15 protein-coding genes are annotated in these 16,080 nt (G+C 63.1%); 9 read left to right on the forward strand and 6 right to left on the reverse strand.

Annotated features, from left to right (window positions below; translation table 11 throughout):
- Positions 1–66: 66 nt before the first annotated feature.
- Positions 67–573, reverse strand: a complete 507-nt coding sequence (locus ACIQH5_RS06400) for a universal stress protein (RefSeq protein ID WP_400401305.1) — start codon at positions 571–573, stop codon at positions 67–69.
- Between the two features lie 135 nt (positions 574–708).
- On the opposite strand from ACIQH5_RS06400, the gene ACIQH5_RS06405 reads away from it, so the two are divergent.
- Positions 709–909, forward strand: a complete 201-nt coding sequence (locus tag ACIQH5_RS06405) for a hypothetical protein (RefSeq protein ID WP_400401307.1) — start codon at positions 709–711, stop codon at positions 907–909.
- 69 nt (positions 910–978) lie between these two features.
- On the opposite strand, the gene ACIQH5_RS06410 is transcribed toward ACIQH5_RS06405, so the two are convergent.
- Entirely contained in the window at positions 979–1,323 is a 345-nt protein-coding gene (locus tag ACIQH5_RS06410; protein WP_400401309.1) for a hypothetical protein, read from the reverse strand.
- 182 nt (positions 1,324–1,505) lie between these two features.
- On the opposite strand from ACIQH5_RS06410, the gene ACIQH5_RS06415 reads away from it, so the two are divergent.
- Positions 1,506–2,429, forward strand: coding sequence for a LysR family transcriptional regulator (locus ACIQH5_RS06415; RefSeq protein ID WP_400401311.1), 924 nt, complete (start codon positions 1,506–1,508; stop codon positions 2,427–2,429).
- Positions 2,430–2,512: 83 nt separating this feature from the next.
- Here ACIQH5_RS06415 and ACIQH5_RS06420 read toward each other — a convergent pair whose 3' ends face one another.
- Both ACIQH5_RS06420 and ACIQH5_RS06425 read right to left on the reverse strand, forming a co-directional pair.
- Positions 2,513–3,292, reverse strand: coding sequence for an isocitrate lyase/phosphoenolpyruvate mutase family protein (locus ACIQH5_RS06420; RefSeq protein ID WP_400401313.1), 780 nt, complete (start codon positions 3,290–3,292; stop codon positions 2,513–2,515).
- A gap of 135 nt (positions 3,293–3,427) precedes the next feature.
- Positions 3,428–4,630, reverse strand: a complete 1,203-nt coding sequence (locus ACIQH5_RS06425; RefSeq protein ID WP_400401315.1) for a GGDEF domain-containing protein — start codon at positions 4,628–4,630, stop codon at positions 3,428–3,430.
- Between the two features lie 301 nt (positions 4,631–4,931).
- Between ACIQH5_RS06425 and ACIQH5_RS06430 the strand changes: the two genes are divergently transcribed.
- Both ACIQH5_RS06430 and ACIQH5_RS06435 read left to right on the forward strand, forming a co-directional pair.
- Positions 4,932–6,164 carry a WD40/YVTN/BNR-like repeat-containing protein gene (locus ACIQH5_RS06430; RefSeq protein ID WP_400401317.1) on the forward strand — a complete coding sequence of 411 codons (1,233 nt, stop codon included), beginning with the start codon at positions 4,932–4,934 and terminating at the stop codon, positions 6,162–6,164.
- Between the two features lie 7 nt (positions 6,165–6,171).
- The gene (locus ACIQH5_RS06435) at positions 6,172–6,459 is read left to right on the forward strand and encodes a MoaD/ThiS family protein (RefSeq protein WP_400401319.1); all 288 of its coding nucleotides are present in this window, start codon (positions 6,172–6,174) and stop codon (positions 6,457–6,459) included.
- Positions 6,460–6,482: 23 nt separating this feature from the next.
- Here the strand turns inward: ACIQH5_RS06435 and ACIQH5_RS06440 are convergent, their stop codons facing one another.
- Positions 6,483–6,719, reverse strand: coding sequence for a hypothetical protein (locus ACIQH5_RS06440; protein WP_024818712.1), 237 nt, complete (start codon positions 6,717–6,719; stop codon positions 6,483–6,485).
- Between the two features lie 227 nt (positions 6,720–6,946).
- Here ACIQH5_RS06440 and ACIQH5_RS06445 point away from each other — a divergent pair, with 227 nt between their 5' ends.
- On the forward strand, positions 6,947–9,685 hold the full coding sequence (locus tag ACIQH5_RS06445) for an FG-GAP repeat domain-containing protein (RefSeq protein ID WP_400401321.1): 2,739 nt from the start codon (positions 6,947–6,949) through the stop codon (positions 9,683–9,685).
- 144 nt (positions 9,686–9,829) lie between these two features.
- Here ACIQH5_RS06445 and ACIQH5_RS06450 read toward each other — a convergent pair whose 3' ends face one another.
- On the reverse strand, positions 9,830–11,161 hold the full coding sequence (locus ACIQH5_RS06450) for an MFS transporter (RefSeq protein ID WP_400401323.1): 1,332 nt from the start codon (positions 11,159–11,161) through the stop codon (positions 9,830–9,832).
- A gap of 205 nt (positions 11,162–11,366) precedes the next feature.
- Here ACIQH5_RS06450 and ACIQH5_RS06455 point away from each other — a divergent pair, with 205 nt between their 5' ends.
- The 4 genes from ACIQH5_RS06455 (at position 11,367) to pcaH (ending at position 16,076) form a co-directional block, all read left to right on the forward strand.
- Positions 11,367–12,137 carry an IclR family transcriptional regulator gene (locus ACIQH5_RS06455; protein WP_400401325.1) on the forward strand — a complete coding sequence of 257 codons (771 nt, stop codon included), beginning with the start codon at positions 11,367–11,369 and terminating at the stop codon, positions 12,135–12,137.
- Positions 12,138–12,357: 220 nt separating this feature from the next.
- Entirely contained in the window at positions 12,358–13,269 is a 912-nt protein-coding gene (locus ACIQH5_RS06460; protein WP_400401327.1) for a shikimate dehydrogenase, read from the forward strand.
- Positions 13,269–15,152 (forward strand): bifunctional sugar phosphate isomerase/epimerase/4-hydroxyphenylpyruvate dioxygenase family protein, encoded by a 1,884-nt coding sequence (locus tag ACIQH5_RS06465; RefSeq protein WP_400401329.1) that lies wholly within the window; start codon positions 13,269–13,271, stop codon positions 15,150–15,152. Before ACIQH5_RS06460 ends, ACIQH5_RS06465 begins: the two co-directional genes overlap by 1 nt.
- Positions 15,153–15,206: 54 nt before the next feature.
- Entirely contained in the window at positions 15,207–16,076 is an 870-nt protein-coding gene (pcaH, locus tag ACIQH5_RS06470) for a protocatechuate 3,4-dioxygenase subunit beta (RefSeq protein ID WP_400401331.1), read from the forward strand.
- Positions 16,077–16,080: the final 4 nt, after the last annotated feature.

The raw sequence follows: 16,080 nt of genomic DNA on the forward strand, positions 1-16,080 counted from the left end.
TCCTGCAGTAATTACTCTACGTGCCGTGGGACTCCTTCGCCACCACCTCGAATAAGTACTTTCGCTTTAGTTTTTATGGGCAGCGTCGTGCCTCTTCTTTTGGGGCACAATCAGCACCGGACGCCGCTGGTGATGGCTCAGCCATGCCGCCACCGAGCCGTTCAGTGCTTCAGAAATACGGTGCCCCAAGCCAGGCTCGGGAGATCCAACGATGATCATTGACGCATCGATGTCGGAGGCCAAACGGCCCAGTGCCCGGGCAGGATCGCCGGCGAGCAGGCGCAACGTCCAGTCCGCGGTGCCGCCGTCCATGGCCTCAGTGATGGCTCTGCCAAGATCATCCCGAATAGCTGCCACGTCCTCGTCATCCTTTTCGGGATGCAGGGACATCCGGTGCGTTTCCCGGGAGGGATCCCACTCCACGAGGTAGCTTGCCTCGTCCACATAAGCGCAAACCAGCGGCACGCCCAGTTGTTCGGCCAAGGTCCGGGCAGTCTGCAGGACCTCCACATGCTGGTCCGGCAGCACTCCGACCACCAAGGGAATCCGTCCGCTGAAAGCTTCCGCAGCCATACCCCTATTGTTGCTCTGCGGCGTGTGCTTGAACAGCATGTTCCGGGCATCTGTCAGGGATCAAGCAGACGGCAGTGGACCCTTGTAGAGACACCCGTCCCGGCCTACCGTTAATCCGAAGAAAGGCGGTCCGCGATGGAAATCTATATGTGGTGGCTCGACCTGCACCTGGACAGCAAAGAGTGGCTGCGCGAAAACCTGCGGGCCGATGAACTGCCGCTGCAGGTATTGCAGCACATTGCCGAAGCCGGCGGACCCCATCCGGACAAGGTCAGCGGTGTTTTGACCATTGCCGATTGGGACTTCATCGAAACACAGTCGGAGTTTGTGGACTGACTCGCTGGGCGGGGCTAGTCAGGGCTCGTCTGCGCCCGGCAGCGCTTGTCAGCCGGGCCGGTCCACCGGTTAGGCGCAGCTGGCGGCCGGGCGAGCAGCCGCGACGATGACCTGGGCCGCGGTGTCCGGGCCAAGAGACGGGCTCTCCTGAGGCTCCACCGTGGCCTCCGCGGGTCTGAGCTTGGCCCTCATGCGAAGAAGTGCCACAGCTGAGATCAGGAACCAGGCCACGTTGGTCACCACGGAAGGCCAGGCTCCATGGAGCGTGCCGTTGATGATGAAGGCGCAGGAACCAAAGAGATTGACGGTCTGGAAAGTGCTGCCCGCCTGCAACCACCCCATGGACACCGCCATGTAGCCGCCGAGCATTGCCACTGCGCCGGTCCAACCGGCAATTTCGAACAGCAGTTCCATGGGAGTCCTTTCAGGATTTGGGCATCCGGATGAAGCCGACGGGCGGCGTGAGATCCGGGATGGGGGGCTTGATTCGGGGGTCGATGCTGCGTGACTGAATCGTGCTTGTGAGTCAATATTGAGGCAGTAACACCTTTAGTTCAATTGCATTATTCTGAATCCCGTGTTTAGGAGTGCTTAACATGGAAATGGACCCCCGCAGGCTGCTGGTTCTTCTGGCTGTTGCCCGCACCGGAGGCGTTCTGGCGGCAGCTGATGAATTGCGGATAACGCCGTCCGCAGTGTCGCAGCAGCTCAGCAAACTCGAGCACGAGGCGGGCCAGGCCTTACTCCTGCGGACCCCCAAAGGATCAGTGCTTACACCCGCCGGACTGGCCATGGCAGAGGCAGGGGAAGAAATAGAACGGGCACTCAACGTTGCCCGTGCCCGGATGCAAAGCGAAGTCAATATTGCTGGAGTGGTGCGGGTGGGTGGCTTCACCAGCTTCATGCGCACTGTTGTGATCCCGCGACTTCCAGAATGGCGCAACCAGTACCCCCAGCTGCAGATCCAGATCGTTGAAGACGGTTTCCCGGCATTGATGAGGCTGCTCCGTCAACGGCAGCTCGATGCCGTAGTGATTGAACAGGACTCGACGGCGGCCGAGCAGCGTCCCATGGCGGCCGGAATGGTTCAGGAACCCCTGCTGGACGAGCCATGGAAGCTGGTGGTGCCCGCAGGGAGCCTGCTCGGCACGGACAACATAGACCTGAGCCGCCTGCACTTGCCGTGGCTGGGAGTGGAACCGTCCGCAGCAAACACCGCGGTGCTCGGGCGCCTCCGCCACTCGACGGGCACCCGGATTGAGACTGTTCACCAGTACCACGACACCCTCACCGCACTGGCACTCGTCGCTGCCGGCGAGGGAGTGGCCATTGTGCCCACCCTGGCACTGACGGGCGTGATCCACGATCAGGTGGACATCCTGGACGTTCCCGGTTTGGGGACCCGGCACATCGCGCTGCGCCGCTTCGACCGCCGCAAAGCAGCCAGCCTGCCTGTGGACACAGTGGCCCGCCTGCTCCGGGAATCGGCGGCCGCGTTCGATACCCGTTCAGGCGCCTGACCGGTCCCGCCTGGCAGACGGGACCGGCCGGCGTCGCCTAGTTTGGCTGCTGTATCCTGATCACCTGGTTCAGCGCGGGTGTATCAGTTCAGTGCGGGTGTATCAGTGGGGACCACGCCCGAGCCATAAAGGTCCGTGGCAAGATCCCGGAGGGCGCGCAGAGCCACCCGCTGGGTGAACGGACCGTAAGACACACGGGCCACTCCCAGTTCCTGGAGTTCGCCTGCGGGGAGGGCGCCGGGTGCGCCGATGACGGAGAGCTTCCCGTGTCCGAGGCCCTCAACCAGAGGCTCGATCACTTCCCGGGTCATAGCGCCGGGCACGAAGACCAGCGACGCGCCGGCGTCGAGGAACGCCCGTCCCCTGGCGATGGCATCCTCAATGCTGTCCTTGATGGGACGGTCCCCGCCGCGAGCGATAGCGTCAGTGCGTGCGTTCAGCTGGAACGCAATACCCTCGTCCGCAGCGACCCCGATGATTGCCTGTACACGGGCAACGGCCTCGTCGAAGGGCCGCAAGCGGTCTTCAACGTTCGCGCCAACCACGCCGATTCCAATAGCCCGGCGGATGGTCTCGGCCGGGTTCTCGTAGCCATCGTCCAGGTCCGCAGTGACCGGGTGCTCCACGGCGTCGACAATTCGCTTGACCCCGTCCAGCGCGACGTCCAAGGGCATGGTTCCGTCGGCATAGCCAAACGCGGCAGCAATGGAATGCCCTGCTGTGGCGATGGCCTTGGTTTCGGGAAGTTCCGCAATAGTGCGGGCACTGATGGCGTCCCACACGTTAACCACACTCAGGATTTCCGGGGCTTCATGGAGGGCTTTCAGCTGTTGTGCGCGTGTAGCGGTGTTTGCTTCAGTCATTGTTGTTCTCCGTCATCGTTGTCCGTCATTCACGGGTGGAACCCGGCTCATTTGCCACCCTCAGCCTAGGCATAACGTCACCCAACGCGGTACCAGGGGTCCGCAGACACCGAACGCCCTGCCCGTGACCCGTGACTACGGACTTCCACGGAACGTGGGCAGCGGGTCCACTGAATCCGCGCCCACCACCCTGTTGCGTCCCTGTGCTTTGGCTTCGTACAGGGCCGCGTCTGCCACCGTGATCAGGAACTTCAGGTCCTGAGTTCTGGCTCCAGTGGACGTCACTCCGTAGCTCACCGTGGGGTAGGGCAACCCGTCCGGATCTGCCATGGCGGACAGGCGGCGGCTGATCTCCGAGGCGATGGCCTCGGCACGCTGTTGCGTTGCACCCGGTAAGAAGAGGATGAACTCTTCTCCGCCGTACCGGCCAACCAGGTCCGTTGACCTCACTGAAGCGGTGCAGGCCTCGGCGAAGGCACATAAGGCGGCGTCCCCGGCGGCGTGCCCGTGCTCATCATTGACGGCTTTGAAATAGTCGAGGTCCGCCAGGATCAGGGCTGCGCCGCGGTGGTTTGCCGGACTTGCCAGTTCCTTTTCGGCCAGGCCCAGGAAGGCGCCCCTGTTGAGCAGCCCGGTCAGGTGGTCCCGTTCGGCGCGCTCCCGGAGCCTTTTGATCAGGTGGCTGTTGCTGAGCGCGTTGATGGTGAAGGACAGCGATACCAGAAGGATCAGGTGCATGAGGGCCGCCGGAGCGTAACCGAAGAAGGTCCTGAACGAGTTGCCTTCCGGCCCTTCCAGCACAAACGTGACGGCCCGGCCCAGGTAGTACAGGGAGGTAAGCGCGGCGATGAGGGCCAGGAACTTCGTTACCCGGGACTGGGCGGACTTGGCAAACCACAACTCTGCGGCGGCCATGCCAAGGCCGGCCGCCGTCATGCCCAGATACACCAAGCCGCCGGACCACAGGCTGGTCTCGGCGCCGTCCATCGCTGACGTGAGGAAGGTGATCAGTGGAGCCGGAACCAACTGCCAACCACTGACTTTACGGCCGCGAAGGGTTCGAGCACCTGCCCAGATGCTGAAGGCACCAGCCACAATCAGGGCTTTGCCGGGCGGATTTGCCCAGGCCAGGAAGGAGGTTCCGTTCAGCAGGAAAGCGAAATTTCCGGCGAAGAAGAGAAGCAAGGCAACCCGCCACCAGCCGGTGCACGCGGACTTGAGCCGCCGGGAGGAGACAGAGGACAGAACTATCAGGGTCAGCGTAACCACCCCGAGGACCATCCTTACGGAGAACGGGTCCAGGACTATGGCTCCCTCTTGCAAAGAGACTGCAATCATGGCTCTGTCCTGCTACCGGCCGACCACCGCGGACATCCTTCTAGGCGGTGTCATGGCTCTTTGACCTCGTAAAACATTAATCCCCCAATAATTTGTTGCGGTCTGTTTGGCCGCAAAACCACAGTCAAGCACGTTTCCACCTATAACGGGCATCGGTCACAACCCGCGAAAAAGTTTTTTCTATTTTCGCGTCACGATTAGGGTTTGAGCCGCACTGTAACCGTAAGGGTTGGTCTTGCCTTGAAACGGACTGTCCACATACGCCCAAAAATCGTTGCCACCTTCACGCCCTGATGGTTCGATGGGGTTCATGGCTACTTCAGAGAGTTACGTCATCGCGATCGGGACCAAGAAAGGCCTGTGGCTCGCAACCAGCCCGGACCGCAAAGGATGGTCCCTCTCCGGCCCGCACTTCCTGATGAGTGAGATTCCCAGCATCGGGATAGATACAAGGGACGGCAAAACACGAATCATGGTGGGTGTCCGGTCAGAGCACTGGGGACCCACAGTGGCCCACTCGGACGACCTCGGCGTCACCTGGACCGAGCCCGAGCAGGGCGCCATCAAGTTTCCGGACGGCACCGACGCCGCCTTGGAGCGCATCTGGCAGATATACCCGGACGCCGAGTCCCGTCCGGGCGTCGTGTGGGCCGGCTGCGAGCCGATTTCGGTTTGGAAATCAACCGACGGCGGCGAGCACTTCGAGCTGAACCGCGGACTCTGGGACCACCCCCATCGCAGTGATTGGGGCGCCGGCTACGGAGGAGCGGCGGCGCACTCCATTGTGGTTGACCCTTCCGGGGAGAAAGTCCACGTCGCCATGAGCACGGGCGGCGTCTACAGATCGCTCGACGGCGGCGCCTCCTGGGAGCCCCGCAACAAGGGAATATCGGCCTACTTCATGCCCGACCCCAACCCCGAGTTCGGCCAGTGCGTTCATAAGATTGCGGCGGATGCCGCCGTCGAGGACCGTTTGTACGCGCAGAACCATCATGGCGTGTACCGCACGGACGATGGCGGCGAGAACTGGGACTCCATCGCGGACGGGCTACCTGCGGATTTTGGGTTCGTGATGCTGACTCATCCTCGACGCGAGGGCACGGCCTGGGTGGTCCCCTTGAAGGCGGACGGCGAACGCATCCCGCCCGGCAGCAAGCTCAGCGTCCACCGCACAGACGACGCCGGCGGAACATGGAAAGAGCTGCATACAGGTCTGCCGGACCACGAATACAACGCCGTGCTCCGGGATGCGGCGTCCGTGGACACCGCCGAACCCACTGGCGTGTACTTCGGAACCCGCGGGGGCGCTGTGTATGCCAGCGCTGACGAGGGCGAGACCTTTGCCGAAGTGGCATCGCACTTGCCGGACGTGCTCTGCGTGCGTGCCGCCGTCGTGGTGGGACACCCCGCTGGGGCGGAAGACCCGCTGGCAGCGGCGGAAGCCACACTGGTGGCGGAAGCTGAAGAAATCGTGGAGGCGGCAGCACAGACGCGCGACCCCGACTCCGAAGACCCAGCCACGGTGCCTGGTTAGGCCCGTCATGGCTGACTTTACGGTCCTGTTGCCTGGTGTCCTGCAGCCTCTCGTCGGCGGACAGTCCTATCTGACTGCGTCCGCCGACGGGGCTGTGACCGTTGGACAGTTGCTGGATTCAGTGACCGGAGATTATCCGGTGCTGGCCAGGCGTTTGCGTGATGAAACCGGAGCGCTCCGCCGTTTCGTGAATATTTACGTGAACGGTGACGAGGTCCGGCGTCTGAAGGGTCTTGAAACAGAGGTAGCGGCTGGCCAGGAGGTTCTGATCATCCAGTCCGTGGCCGGCGGCTGAGAGGAGTTTGGGGTCAAGCCGGTTCAGGCGACGCGCCAAACACTGCATTCGTCGGTATTGATGGCTTTCCTCATTCCGGAGGCGTGATCCATGATCCACACGACGCCGATTCCGGGCGCCGTTTCCTGGACGCGCCCGCGGCGGATGACCACGTCATCATAGGCGGGTCCCACGGACAGGCGGGCTTCAATCTCGTCTCCACGGTGGAGCTGGCTGATTGCGCGTATACGTGTTGTGTGTGTGGTGACTTCCTTCAACATTGTGGCCTCCTGGGCTGGAGCTTGTGCCTGCACTTGCCGGCTATTCCAGTGTGGCGCGGCAATGTTGCCACGGTATTTCGGCCCGGTTAGGGTCCCGTAAGCATTCCGGGATAGTTGGGTTTCCACGGGAACAGCCCCGCCTGCCGGTGTGGCTGCCTACCCGGTTGTAGCCTGATCTCGGTTACTGAGACTCACAGGAACCACAGGCTCCGGCTCAGGGAGATCGAATGGGTGCGCTACGGCGATCAATCGCGTTGTCTACAGGCTTGGTGGTGTTTGCTACCGGCCTGTTTTTTGTACAGACCCCTGCGACGGCGGTGCCGTCGCCCGGGCCGGAGAATCCGAACGTCCAGTTCGTGGAGGGGACGCCGCACTCGGAGCATACGTTCGAGACTCCCCCCGAACGGGCCACACCGTTTAACACCGGTCCCGATTCCGGCATCGGTTCGGACTCCGGCGCCGCGGCAGCAGGGCCCAGCGGCGATATCCGTGTACGGCTGGTCACAGCCAAGCTTGCGGACAACACCAACACGGTGTCCATGACCAGTGCCGAGCAAGCCGTGGCCGCATCCAGTAACTACTGGAAAGCGATGACGGCCAACAAGCTGTCCATGACGGTAAACACCAAGGTTGCCGGTCACCAGTCCAAGGCGAAATCCACCGACAGCTACAGCACCATCATGTCCACCATCACCAGCGAGCTGAATTGGACAGCAAGCCCGTACACCGCGCTGGTGATTTTCATTCCGCCGTCCACTCTGTCCGGAAACGCCCTCGGCGCCGGATACAGCAGCGGAAGCTACAGCGGCCGGGTGCTCCTGCCGCAGATCAGCGGGTTCACAAATAACGTGATGAGCCACGAGTTCGGGCATGTCATCGGCCTGATGCATGCGGACGCGTTGCAGTGCGGCAGTGGTGTGTCCGACGTCGGCGTTGACGGCAACGGTCGGTTCACCGATCCCTCGTGCTACATCCGGGAGTACGGCGACACCACGGACATCATGGGTGCTGCCCAATTCGAGTCGCCCGTGGTGAGCAGCTCGCTCTGGGACTATGCCGGGCTCGGCCGGGGAGATGAGATCCGTGATGTTGGCGTTGCCACGGGCGCCAAGACCTACACACTGAAACCTTGGGGCGGAACCGAAGCCCAGCGTGCCATCAAATTCACGGATCCCATCAGCAAAGAGGTCTACTACCTGGAGCTGCGGCAGGCTGCCGGTTACGACAGCTACCTCGACGACTCCGGCAAGCCAGCAGGAAACAGGGGCGTCAAGATCGTCCAGCGCGGCGGAGCCACCATCGCTTCGTCCCTGATCCTCATGCCGTCCACCAAGCCATTCCCGGAACCTTGGTACGCCACCAACCACGCCTGGCAGGCCGGCAGTACTTTCACTACCTATACCGGCACGCAGGTGACCATCAATTCGGTGTCCGCAACGCAAGCGTCGGTCACTATTGTTGCCGATCCCAAGCTCACGGCGAAGATCCGCTTTTCGGTGGGCGACTTTGACGGCGACAGGCTCAGCGATGTCCTCTCCCGTGAGCCGGACGGCTCGTTGATGTTGTACGCAGGGCTGCCCGGCAACAGGCTTAACAACCCCCGTCAGGTGGGCTGGGGCTGGAATGTTTTTGACGCCCTCACCGGCATCTCGGACTTTGACGGCGATGGCCTGGGGGATGTCTTGGCGCGCACCAGCGACGGCACCTTGTGGCTGTATCCAGGGGATGGCCGCGGCGGTTTCCTCGCGCAAAGGCAGGTTGGATCCGGCTGGCAAGGCTTCTCCAACCTGATCGGCGTGGGGGATTTTGACGGCGATGCCCGCCCCGATCTTATGGCCGCCAAGCCTGACGGCAGCCTGTGGCTCTACCCCAGCGACGGGCAGGGCGGATTCCGGGCTTGGTCCCAGGTGGGCTGGGGATGGACCGGTTTTAGCAGCATCACCTCTGCTGGTTCCCTTGGGGGCACCGGCGCAGGGCTCCTTGCACGGGCAGGCGACGGCACGATGTACCTGTACCCCGGAAACGGTTGGGGTGGGTTCGCGCCGCGGGTTTCGCTCGGAAACGGTTGGAATGCCCTGGGCGACATCGTGGGTGGGCAGGATTTCACAGGCGATGCGAAGTCGGATGTCCTGACGGCGACGTCGTCCGGAACCATGCGCCTCTTCCCGGGCAGCGGCTCGGGAATTGCTGACCGGCTGGCCATCGGGGCCGGGTGGAACCAGTTCAGCCAAGTGTGGGAAGCGGGAGATTTCGACGGCGATGCTGTCGCGGACATTCTTGCTCGCGGCACCAATGGTGTGTTGTGGCTTTACCCCGGCAACGGTTCCGGCGGATTCCTGCCGAGAGTCCAGGTGGGCTCAGGGTGGGCCGCGTTCACCTCCGTGCTCAGCGCGGGAGATTTCGACGGCGACGGTCGCCCGGACCTCGTGGCACGCACTTCCGACGGGGTGTTGTGGCTGTATCCAACGGATGGCCGCGGCCAGTTCCTGCCACGCAAACAGATCGGCACAGGGTGGCAAGGGTTCACGCAGATGCTCGCGCCGGGTGATTTCTCCGGCGACGGCAAAGCGGACCTTGTGGCGCGGGCTGCCGATGGCAATCTGTGGCTTTACCCGGGCAACGGTTCCGGCGGTTTCCAGCCATGGCGCCAGATCGGCACCGGCTGGAATATCTTCGACGCCGTCATGCAGGGCGGTGACTTCAACGGCGATGGCACGGAAGACATCATGGCCCGCGGAACTGATGGGGCACTGTGGCTCTACCCGGGCAACGGTAACGGGGGCTTCCTGGCCCGGACGTCCATGGGGTCGGGATGGAACATGTTCGCTTCCTTCGCCGCCCTCGGAAATGGCTTTACCGGGACGGGGAATCCTTCCGTTGTTGGCATAGCCGGCGATGGAGCGTTGTTGCTTTACGTCGGCACGGGCAAGGGGGCGTTCCAAACGGTGGTGCTGGACCCGAGGTAGGGGCCGCGCTCTTCCCCCGTTCGCGCTCCTCCCCGGTTGCCTCGGCTGGACCTTGCGCGAGAGCAGCGAAATGCCCGGCACGTCAGGAGATGTGCCGGGCATTTCCTTGCTCCAGGCCAGGTAACCGGGAAGGAGCGTCAGGATTTAGGCGTGTTTCTTGTGGATGCCGAGTTCTGCAGTGGGTGTCTTGGCTGATTCGCGGGCTGTCATGGCTGAGACAGCTGCGATCACGCAGATCACGGCGGTGAAGATGGAGATCTGGACCCATCCGCCGGGCTTCGTGCCACCCAGGGCCGTCACGATGGCCGGCGCGAAGCCTGCCATGAGGAAGCCGAGCTGCGTACCGATGGCCAAGCCGGAGAAGCGGACTTTGGTGCTGAACATTTCACCGTAGAAGGACGGCCACACTGCGTTGGCTGCGGCGTATCCGAAGGAGAAGTAGACAACGGAGACCACGAACATCAGCGGCACATTGCCGCCTTCGAGCGTCAGCAGGAACACCGGCGTCATGATGGCGCTGGACAAGGCTCCGTAGATGAACACGGGTTTGCGGCCGATCTTGTCCGAGAGCATGCCGAACAGGGGCTGGGTTCCCAGGGCAACCACGTTTGCTGCGACCACCAGCCAGAGCGTGATGGTGCTGTTGACGCCGGCAACATCCTGGGCGTATTTGATGGCCAAGGTTCCAAAGACGGTGCTGACCGCGGCGATGAAGGCGCAGCAGACGACGCGGAGAACATCGCGCCAGTGCAACCGCAGGAGATCGGCGACGGGCAGCTTGGAGATCTCATTGTTCTTCTTGGCTTCCGCGAAGGCCGGGGGCTCGTGGAGGGTGCGGCGGATGAAGAAGGCCACCAGAACTACCACTGCGCTGAGCCAGAACGGAATGCGCCAGCCGATGCCGTACTTGATCTCGTCCGGCAGCGCCACGACAGGGATGAACACCAGTGCCGCAAGAATTTGGCCACCCTGGGTACCGGTAAGGGTCCAGGAGGTGAAGAAGGAGCGGCGGTTGTCCGGGGCGTGCTCAAGGGTCATGGAGGAAGCGCCTGCTTGCTCGCCGGCCGCGGAAAGTCCCTGGCAAAGGCGGGCAAATACCAGCAGGATGGGCGCCCACCAGCCGATGGTCTTGAAGTCCGGGAGGCAGCCGATGACGAACGTGGCTGCACCCATCAGGACCAGCGTGAACATCAGGACCTTCTGCCGGCCGATACGGTCGCCGAAGTGACCCAGAATGACGGCACCCACGGGCCGGGCAACGTAGGCAAAGCCGAAGGTTGCGAAGGACATGATGGCCGCGTTGGCGTCGGCGGAGGGGAAGAAGACGTGGGGGAAGATCAGGGCCGCGGCAGAACCGAAGATGAAGAAGTCGTAGTACTCGACGGCGCTGCCCAAGAAGCTGGCAAGCGCGGCTTTCTTGGGAGTTCCGGCGGTGGTTTCAGTGCCTGGCGTCGCTGACGGCATTGTTTGGCTCATGGGTGTTCCTTCTGTGACGACGATGTCGCGGATCTGGCTTCTGTGGGGAGACCCAAGCATGGTGCGGCCGGTCGATCCCTGAACAAGTAACCGCATGGTGAGAGCTACTTGTGCAATACAGCAATACTGGCTGTGAGTGGGGTCACTTGTCAAGAGATGTCACCACGATCTAGAAATAGCTCTCACCATGTGAGAGCATCGAGTTATGAGTGTGAAAGAGGACACAAAGACCGACATGGTCGGCAAGGCCTTGAGCCTTTTGGTTTTGCTGGGCAATGAACCACGCGGGGCGAGTGCGGCGGATCTGGCGAGGAGCGCGAGCCTTCCCTTCAGTACCACGTACCGGCTGCTGGGTTCCCTGACCCGGGATGGTTTTGTTGACTACGAGCCGGATGGGCGCCGGTATCACCTGGGATTGCGCGTCTTCCAGCTCGGTCAGCGCGTCTCCAACCATCACGGCTTCGCGGCAACTGCGCTGCCTGTCCTCCAGCGCGTTACGGAGCGAACGCATGAGGCCACCATCCTGTCCGTCCGCGACGGCAACCATCACCTCACGGTCAACAAGGTGGACGGACCCAAGACCTTCCGCGTCACCAGCGATCCCGGCCATCTGGGCGCGCTGCACACCACGTCCGTAGGCAAGGCGATTGTGGCGTTCGAGGAGGAGATTGAGCGCAAGCGCCTCCTCGAGGAGCTCCCCCTGGATCCGCTGACCGAGCACTCGATCACCGATCGCGACAAGTTCCGCGAAGAAATCGAGCAAGTGCGCCGGCAGGGTTATGCCGTCATGGATGAAGAAAATGAGGTGGGCATGCGCGCCGTCGCTGTGCCCGTCCTGAACTCCCAGGGCCACGCTTTCGCATCCCTCGCCACGGCCGTGCCGGTCTTCCGGCTCACCATGGAGGAACTCATTGCGCACGTCCCCACCCTGCAGGAAGCCGCGGCTGAACTCGCGGCCCGCCTGCCCCAGCGCTAACGCCCGTTGTGAGGCCCGATTTGCGCCCCAAATCCCCGGAATGCCGCGCAGAGCGGGCCCCACAACGCACCCCCGAAGCACTCCAACGCTAATGAAATGTTCGCGATAAGAACAAGCGTGCGGAATATGAACACTTGTAGTAATCTAAATAACACCCGGTCAGGCGGCACTCCCAGCGAGTGCCCCAATCCCGCGGTGCTGAAGTCAAAGGAGCTTTAGGATGAGCAACCGAGCCGAGTCCGTTCTGGTGGGCCTCATAGGCGAAGGCGTCATGCCTTCGCTCACACCGCCCATGCATGAACACGAAGCTGACGTCCAGGGCCTTCGCTTGCTGTACCGCCCCCTCGACCTTCTGGAACTGGCATTGCCGGCCGCCGCCGTCGGGGATCTCCTCACCGCAGCGCAGCGCATGGGCTTCAACGGCCTGAACATCACGCACCCGTGCAAGCAGTTGGTGCTTGAGCACCTTGACGAAATTTCCGCCGACGCCGCGCGCCTGGGTGCCGTGAATACGGTCCTGATTCGGGACGGGCGGTTCATCGGCCACAACACAGACTTCTCCGGCTTCGGCTCGGCGCTCGCCGACGGCCTCCCCGAGGCCCAACTGGGCCGCGTGGTCCAGTTGGGCGCGGGCGGTGCCGGTTCCGCCGTCGCCTATGCGCTCCTCAAAGCCGGCGTCAGCACGCTGGACCTTGTGGATATGGATCCGGCCCGGGCTGCGGAACGTGCCGCCGAACTGGGTGAACTCTTCCCGGCTGCCACGGTGACGCCGCGGAGCATCAACGAGCTGCCCCAGATCATGCCGCTCGCCGACGGCCTGGTGCACTGTACTCCCATCGGCATGGCAGCGCACCCGGGCCTGCCGCTGGACATGGAGCTGTTGGAACCTCGGCATTGGGTGGCGGATATCGTGTACCGCCCCATCGAAACCCAGCTGGTCCGCGAGGCGCGCGCCAAGGGATGCGACGTCCTCGACGGCGGGAGGATGGCAGTAGGCCAGGCGGCCGACGCTTTCCAACTCATCACAGGTCGCGAGGCAGACCGCGAGCGGATGCGGGCGCACTTCCTTGAGCTGATCGCGGTGGAAGACGCCCAAGCTGCAGCCCCCGAGCTGACGAAGGCAGGCCACTGATGCGCACAGGTATCGCCACTGTCTGCTTGTCCGGCACGCTGAAGGAAAAGATGCAGGCCTGCGCCATCGCGGGCTTCGACGGCATCGAGATCTTTGAGCAGGACCTCGTGACGTCCCCACACAGCCCGGAAGAAGTCCGGAAAATGGCCGCCGACCTCGGTCTGGGCCTGGACCTCTACCAGCCTTTCCGGGATTTCGACGGCGTCACCCCGGAGCTGCTGAAGGCCAACCTCAAGCGCGCCGAAGCCAAGTTCAAGCTCATGTCACGTTTGGGCATGGACACCATCCTGGTCTGCTCCAACGTGGCGACAGCCACCATCGACGACGACGATCTCAGGGCCGAGCAGCTCGCGGAATTGGCAGAGTTGGCGGGGGCACACGGCGTCAAAGTTGCCTACGAAGCCCTGGCGTGGGGCAAATACGTCAATGACTACGAGCACGCCTACCGCCTGGTTGAGATGGTGGACCACCCCAACCTCGGCACCTGCCTGGACTCCTTCCACATCCTGTCCCGCGACTGGGACACCGCGCCGATCGAGGACATCAACGCTGAGAAGATCTTCTTCGTCCAGGTTGCCGACGCCCCCAAGCTCTCCATGGACGTGCTGTCCTGGAGCCGCCACTACCGGGTTTTCCCGGGTGAGGGACAGTTCGAGCTCGCCAAGTTCATGGGGCACGTTGTCCGCGCCGGGTACACAGGCCCGGTATCGCTTGAGGTTTTCAACGACGTCTTCCGTCAGTCGGACACCGAGCGCACCGCCGTGGACGCCATGCGTTCGCTCATTTGGCTGGAGGAGCAGAGCGCCAAGTGGCTCGCCAGCACCGCTGTGGAAACAGGAACTGAGTCCGCCGGCAACGGCAGCCCGTCCCGCCGTCGTTATCCCATGGAACTGGCCACGCTGCCCAAGGTGAACGAACCGGCCGGCTTCAACTTCGCCGAGGTCAAGGCCGACGACACCGCGCAGCTTGAGAAGCTCCTGGGCCAGCTCGGCTTCGGCTTCGAAGGCCGCCACCGCACCAAGGACGTCCAGCTCTGGACCATGGGCCAGGCCCGCGTCATCATCAACGAACAGGCGGCCTCGCACTCGGAACCGGCTATCGCCGCGTTGGGGTTCGACGTCGACTCTCCAGTGATTGCCTCCGCTCGCGCCCAGCAACTCAAGGCGCCTGTGGTGGCCCGCAAGGTCCAGGCTGACGAGGAAGTTTTCCAAGGCATCTCCGCCCCGGACTCCACCGAGATCTTCCTGTGCCAGGGAAGCCCGGACGGCACCGCAGCGTGGACACACGAGTTCGGCGAAGGTTTGGAACACGCCTCCAGCGCACAGAACGCCGTGATTGACCACGTGAACCTGGCCCAACCGTGGCAGCACTTCGACGAAGCAGTCCTCTTCTACACCAGTGCCCTAGCCCTGGAACCTCAGCCGTTCGCCGAGGTACCCAGCCCCAGCGGACTGGTCCGCTCGCAGGTCATGGAGACCAGCAACGGCGCGGTCAGGCTTGTCCTGAACCTGGCACCCGCACAGCAGGCACAAGAAAAAGCCCGCAAAACGTACCAGGAACACATCGCCTTCGCCGTGGACGACCTCGTGGCAACTGCCCGGTCCGCCCGCGATCGTGGCCTCGAGTTCCTGCAGATTCCGGCCAACTACTACGAGGACCTGGACGCCCGGTTCGATCTTGAACCCGGCTTCCTGGCCACCCTCAAGGAGCTCAACCTCCTGTATGACCGGGACGCCAACGGCGAATTCCTCCACTTCTACACGGCCACCGTGGGCAGTGTGTTCTTCGAAATGGTGGAGCGCCGAGGCAACTACGACGGCTACGGGGCGCCCAACGCCCCAGTGCGTCACGCCGTCCAATACGACTCGCTCCACCGGGTGTAAACCCACCGCAGCCGCCCATAGACCACAAGAACCGTCAACCGAAAGGAGCCGGCCGTGCCACAGGAACAGACAGCACAGGCGCTCGTATCAGAGGAACTCGTGCCGCCCGCTGAGCCACACGCCGCACACGAGTCCAAGAAGGTGGAAACCCAGGCGGATCTCAGTGCTGAGATCAAAGCCATGGGTGATCGCTACGCCGAGGCACTGAAGAACGGCCGTGCGCCGGAGACCATGCCGCGCCTGGATTACTCGCCGTACCGGAGCAGCATCCTGCGCCACCCCACCAAGAGCCTGCACCACGCGGACCCGGAGACAATCGAGCTCTACTCGCCCGCCTTCGGCCACCAGGACGTGCACGCACTGGAATCGGACCTGACCATCCAGCACAACGGTGAGCCCCAGGGCGAACGCATCATCGTGGCCGGCCGCGTCCTTGATGGCGACGGCAGGCCGGTTGCGGGTCAGCTCGTGGAGATCTGGCAGGCCAACGCATCCGGCCGCTACATCCACAAACGCGATCAGCACCCCGCGCCGCTGGATCCGAACTTCACGGGCGTTGGCCGCTGCATCACCGGTGACGACGGCTCATACAGCTTCACCACCATCAAGCCCGGCGCGTACCCGTGGAAGAACCACCTGAACGCCTGGCGTCCGGCGCACATCCACTTCTCCATGTTCGGCTCGGAGTTCACCCAGCGCATCGTCACCCAGATGTACTTCCCGGGCGATCAGCTCTTCCCACTGGACCCCATCTACCAGTCGATCGTGGACCAGGACGCGCGAGACCGCCTCGTGGCACAGTACGACCATGAGCTGACGAGCCCCGAGTGGGCGCTCGGCTACAAGTGGGACATCATCCTGACCGGTTCCAAGCGCACCTGGACCGAAAACGAAGCATACGGCGACGCCGGGGACGAGGAGTAAAGCG

Source organism: Paenarthrobacter sp. NPDC091711, assembly GCF_044756605.1.
Lineage (GTDB): Bacteria > Actinomycetota > Actinomycetes > Actinomycetales > Micrococcaceae > Arthrobacter.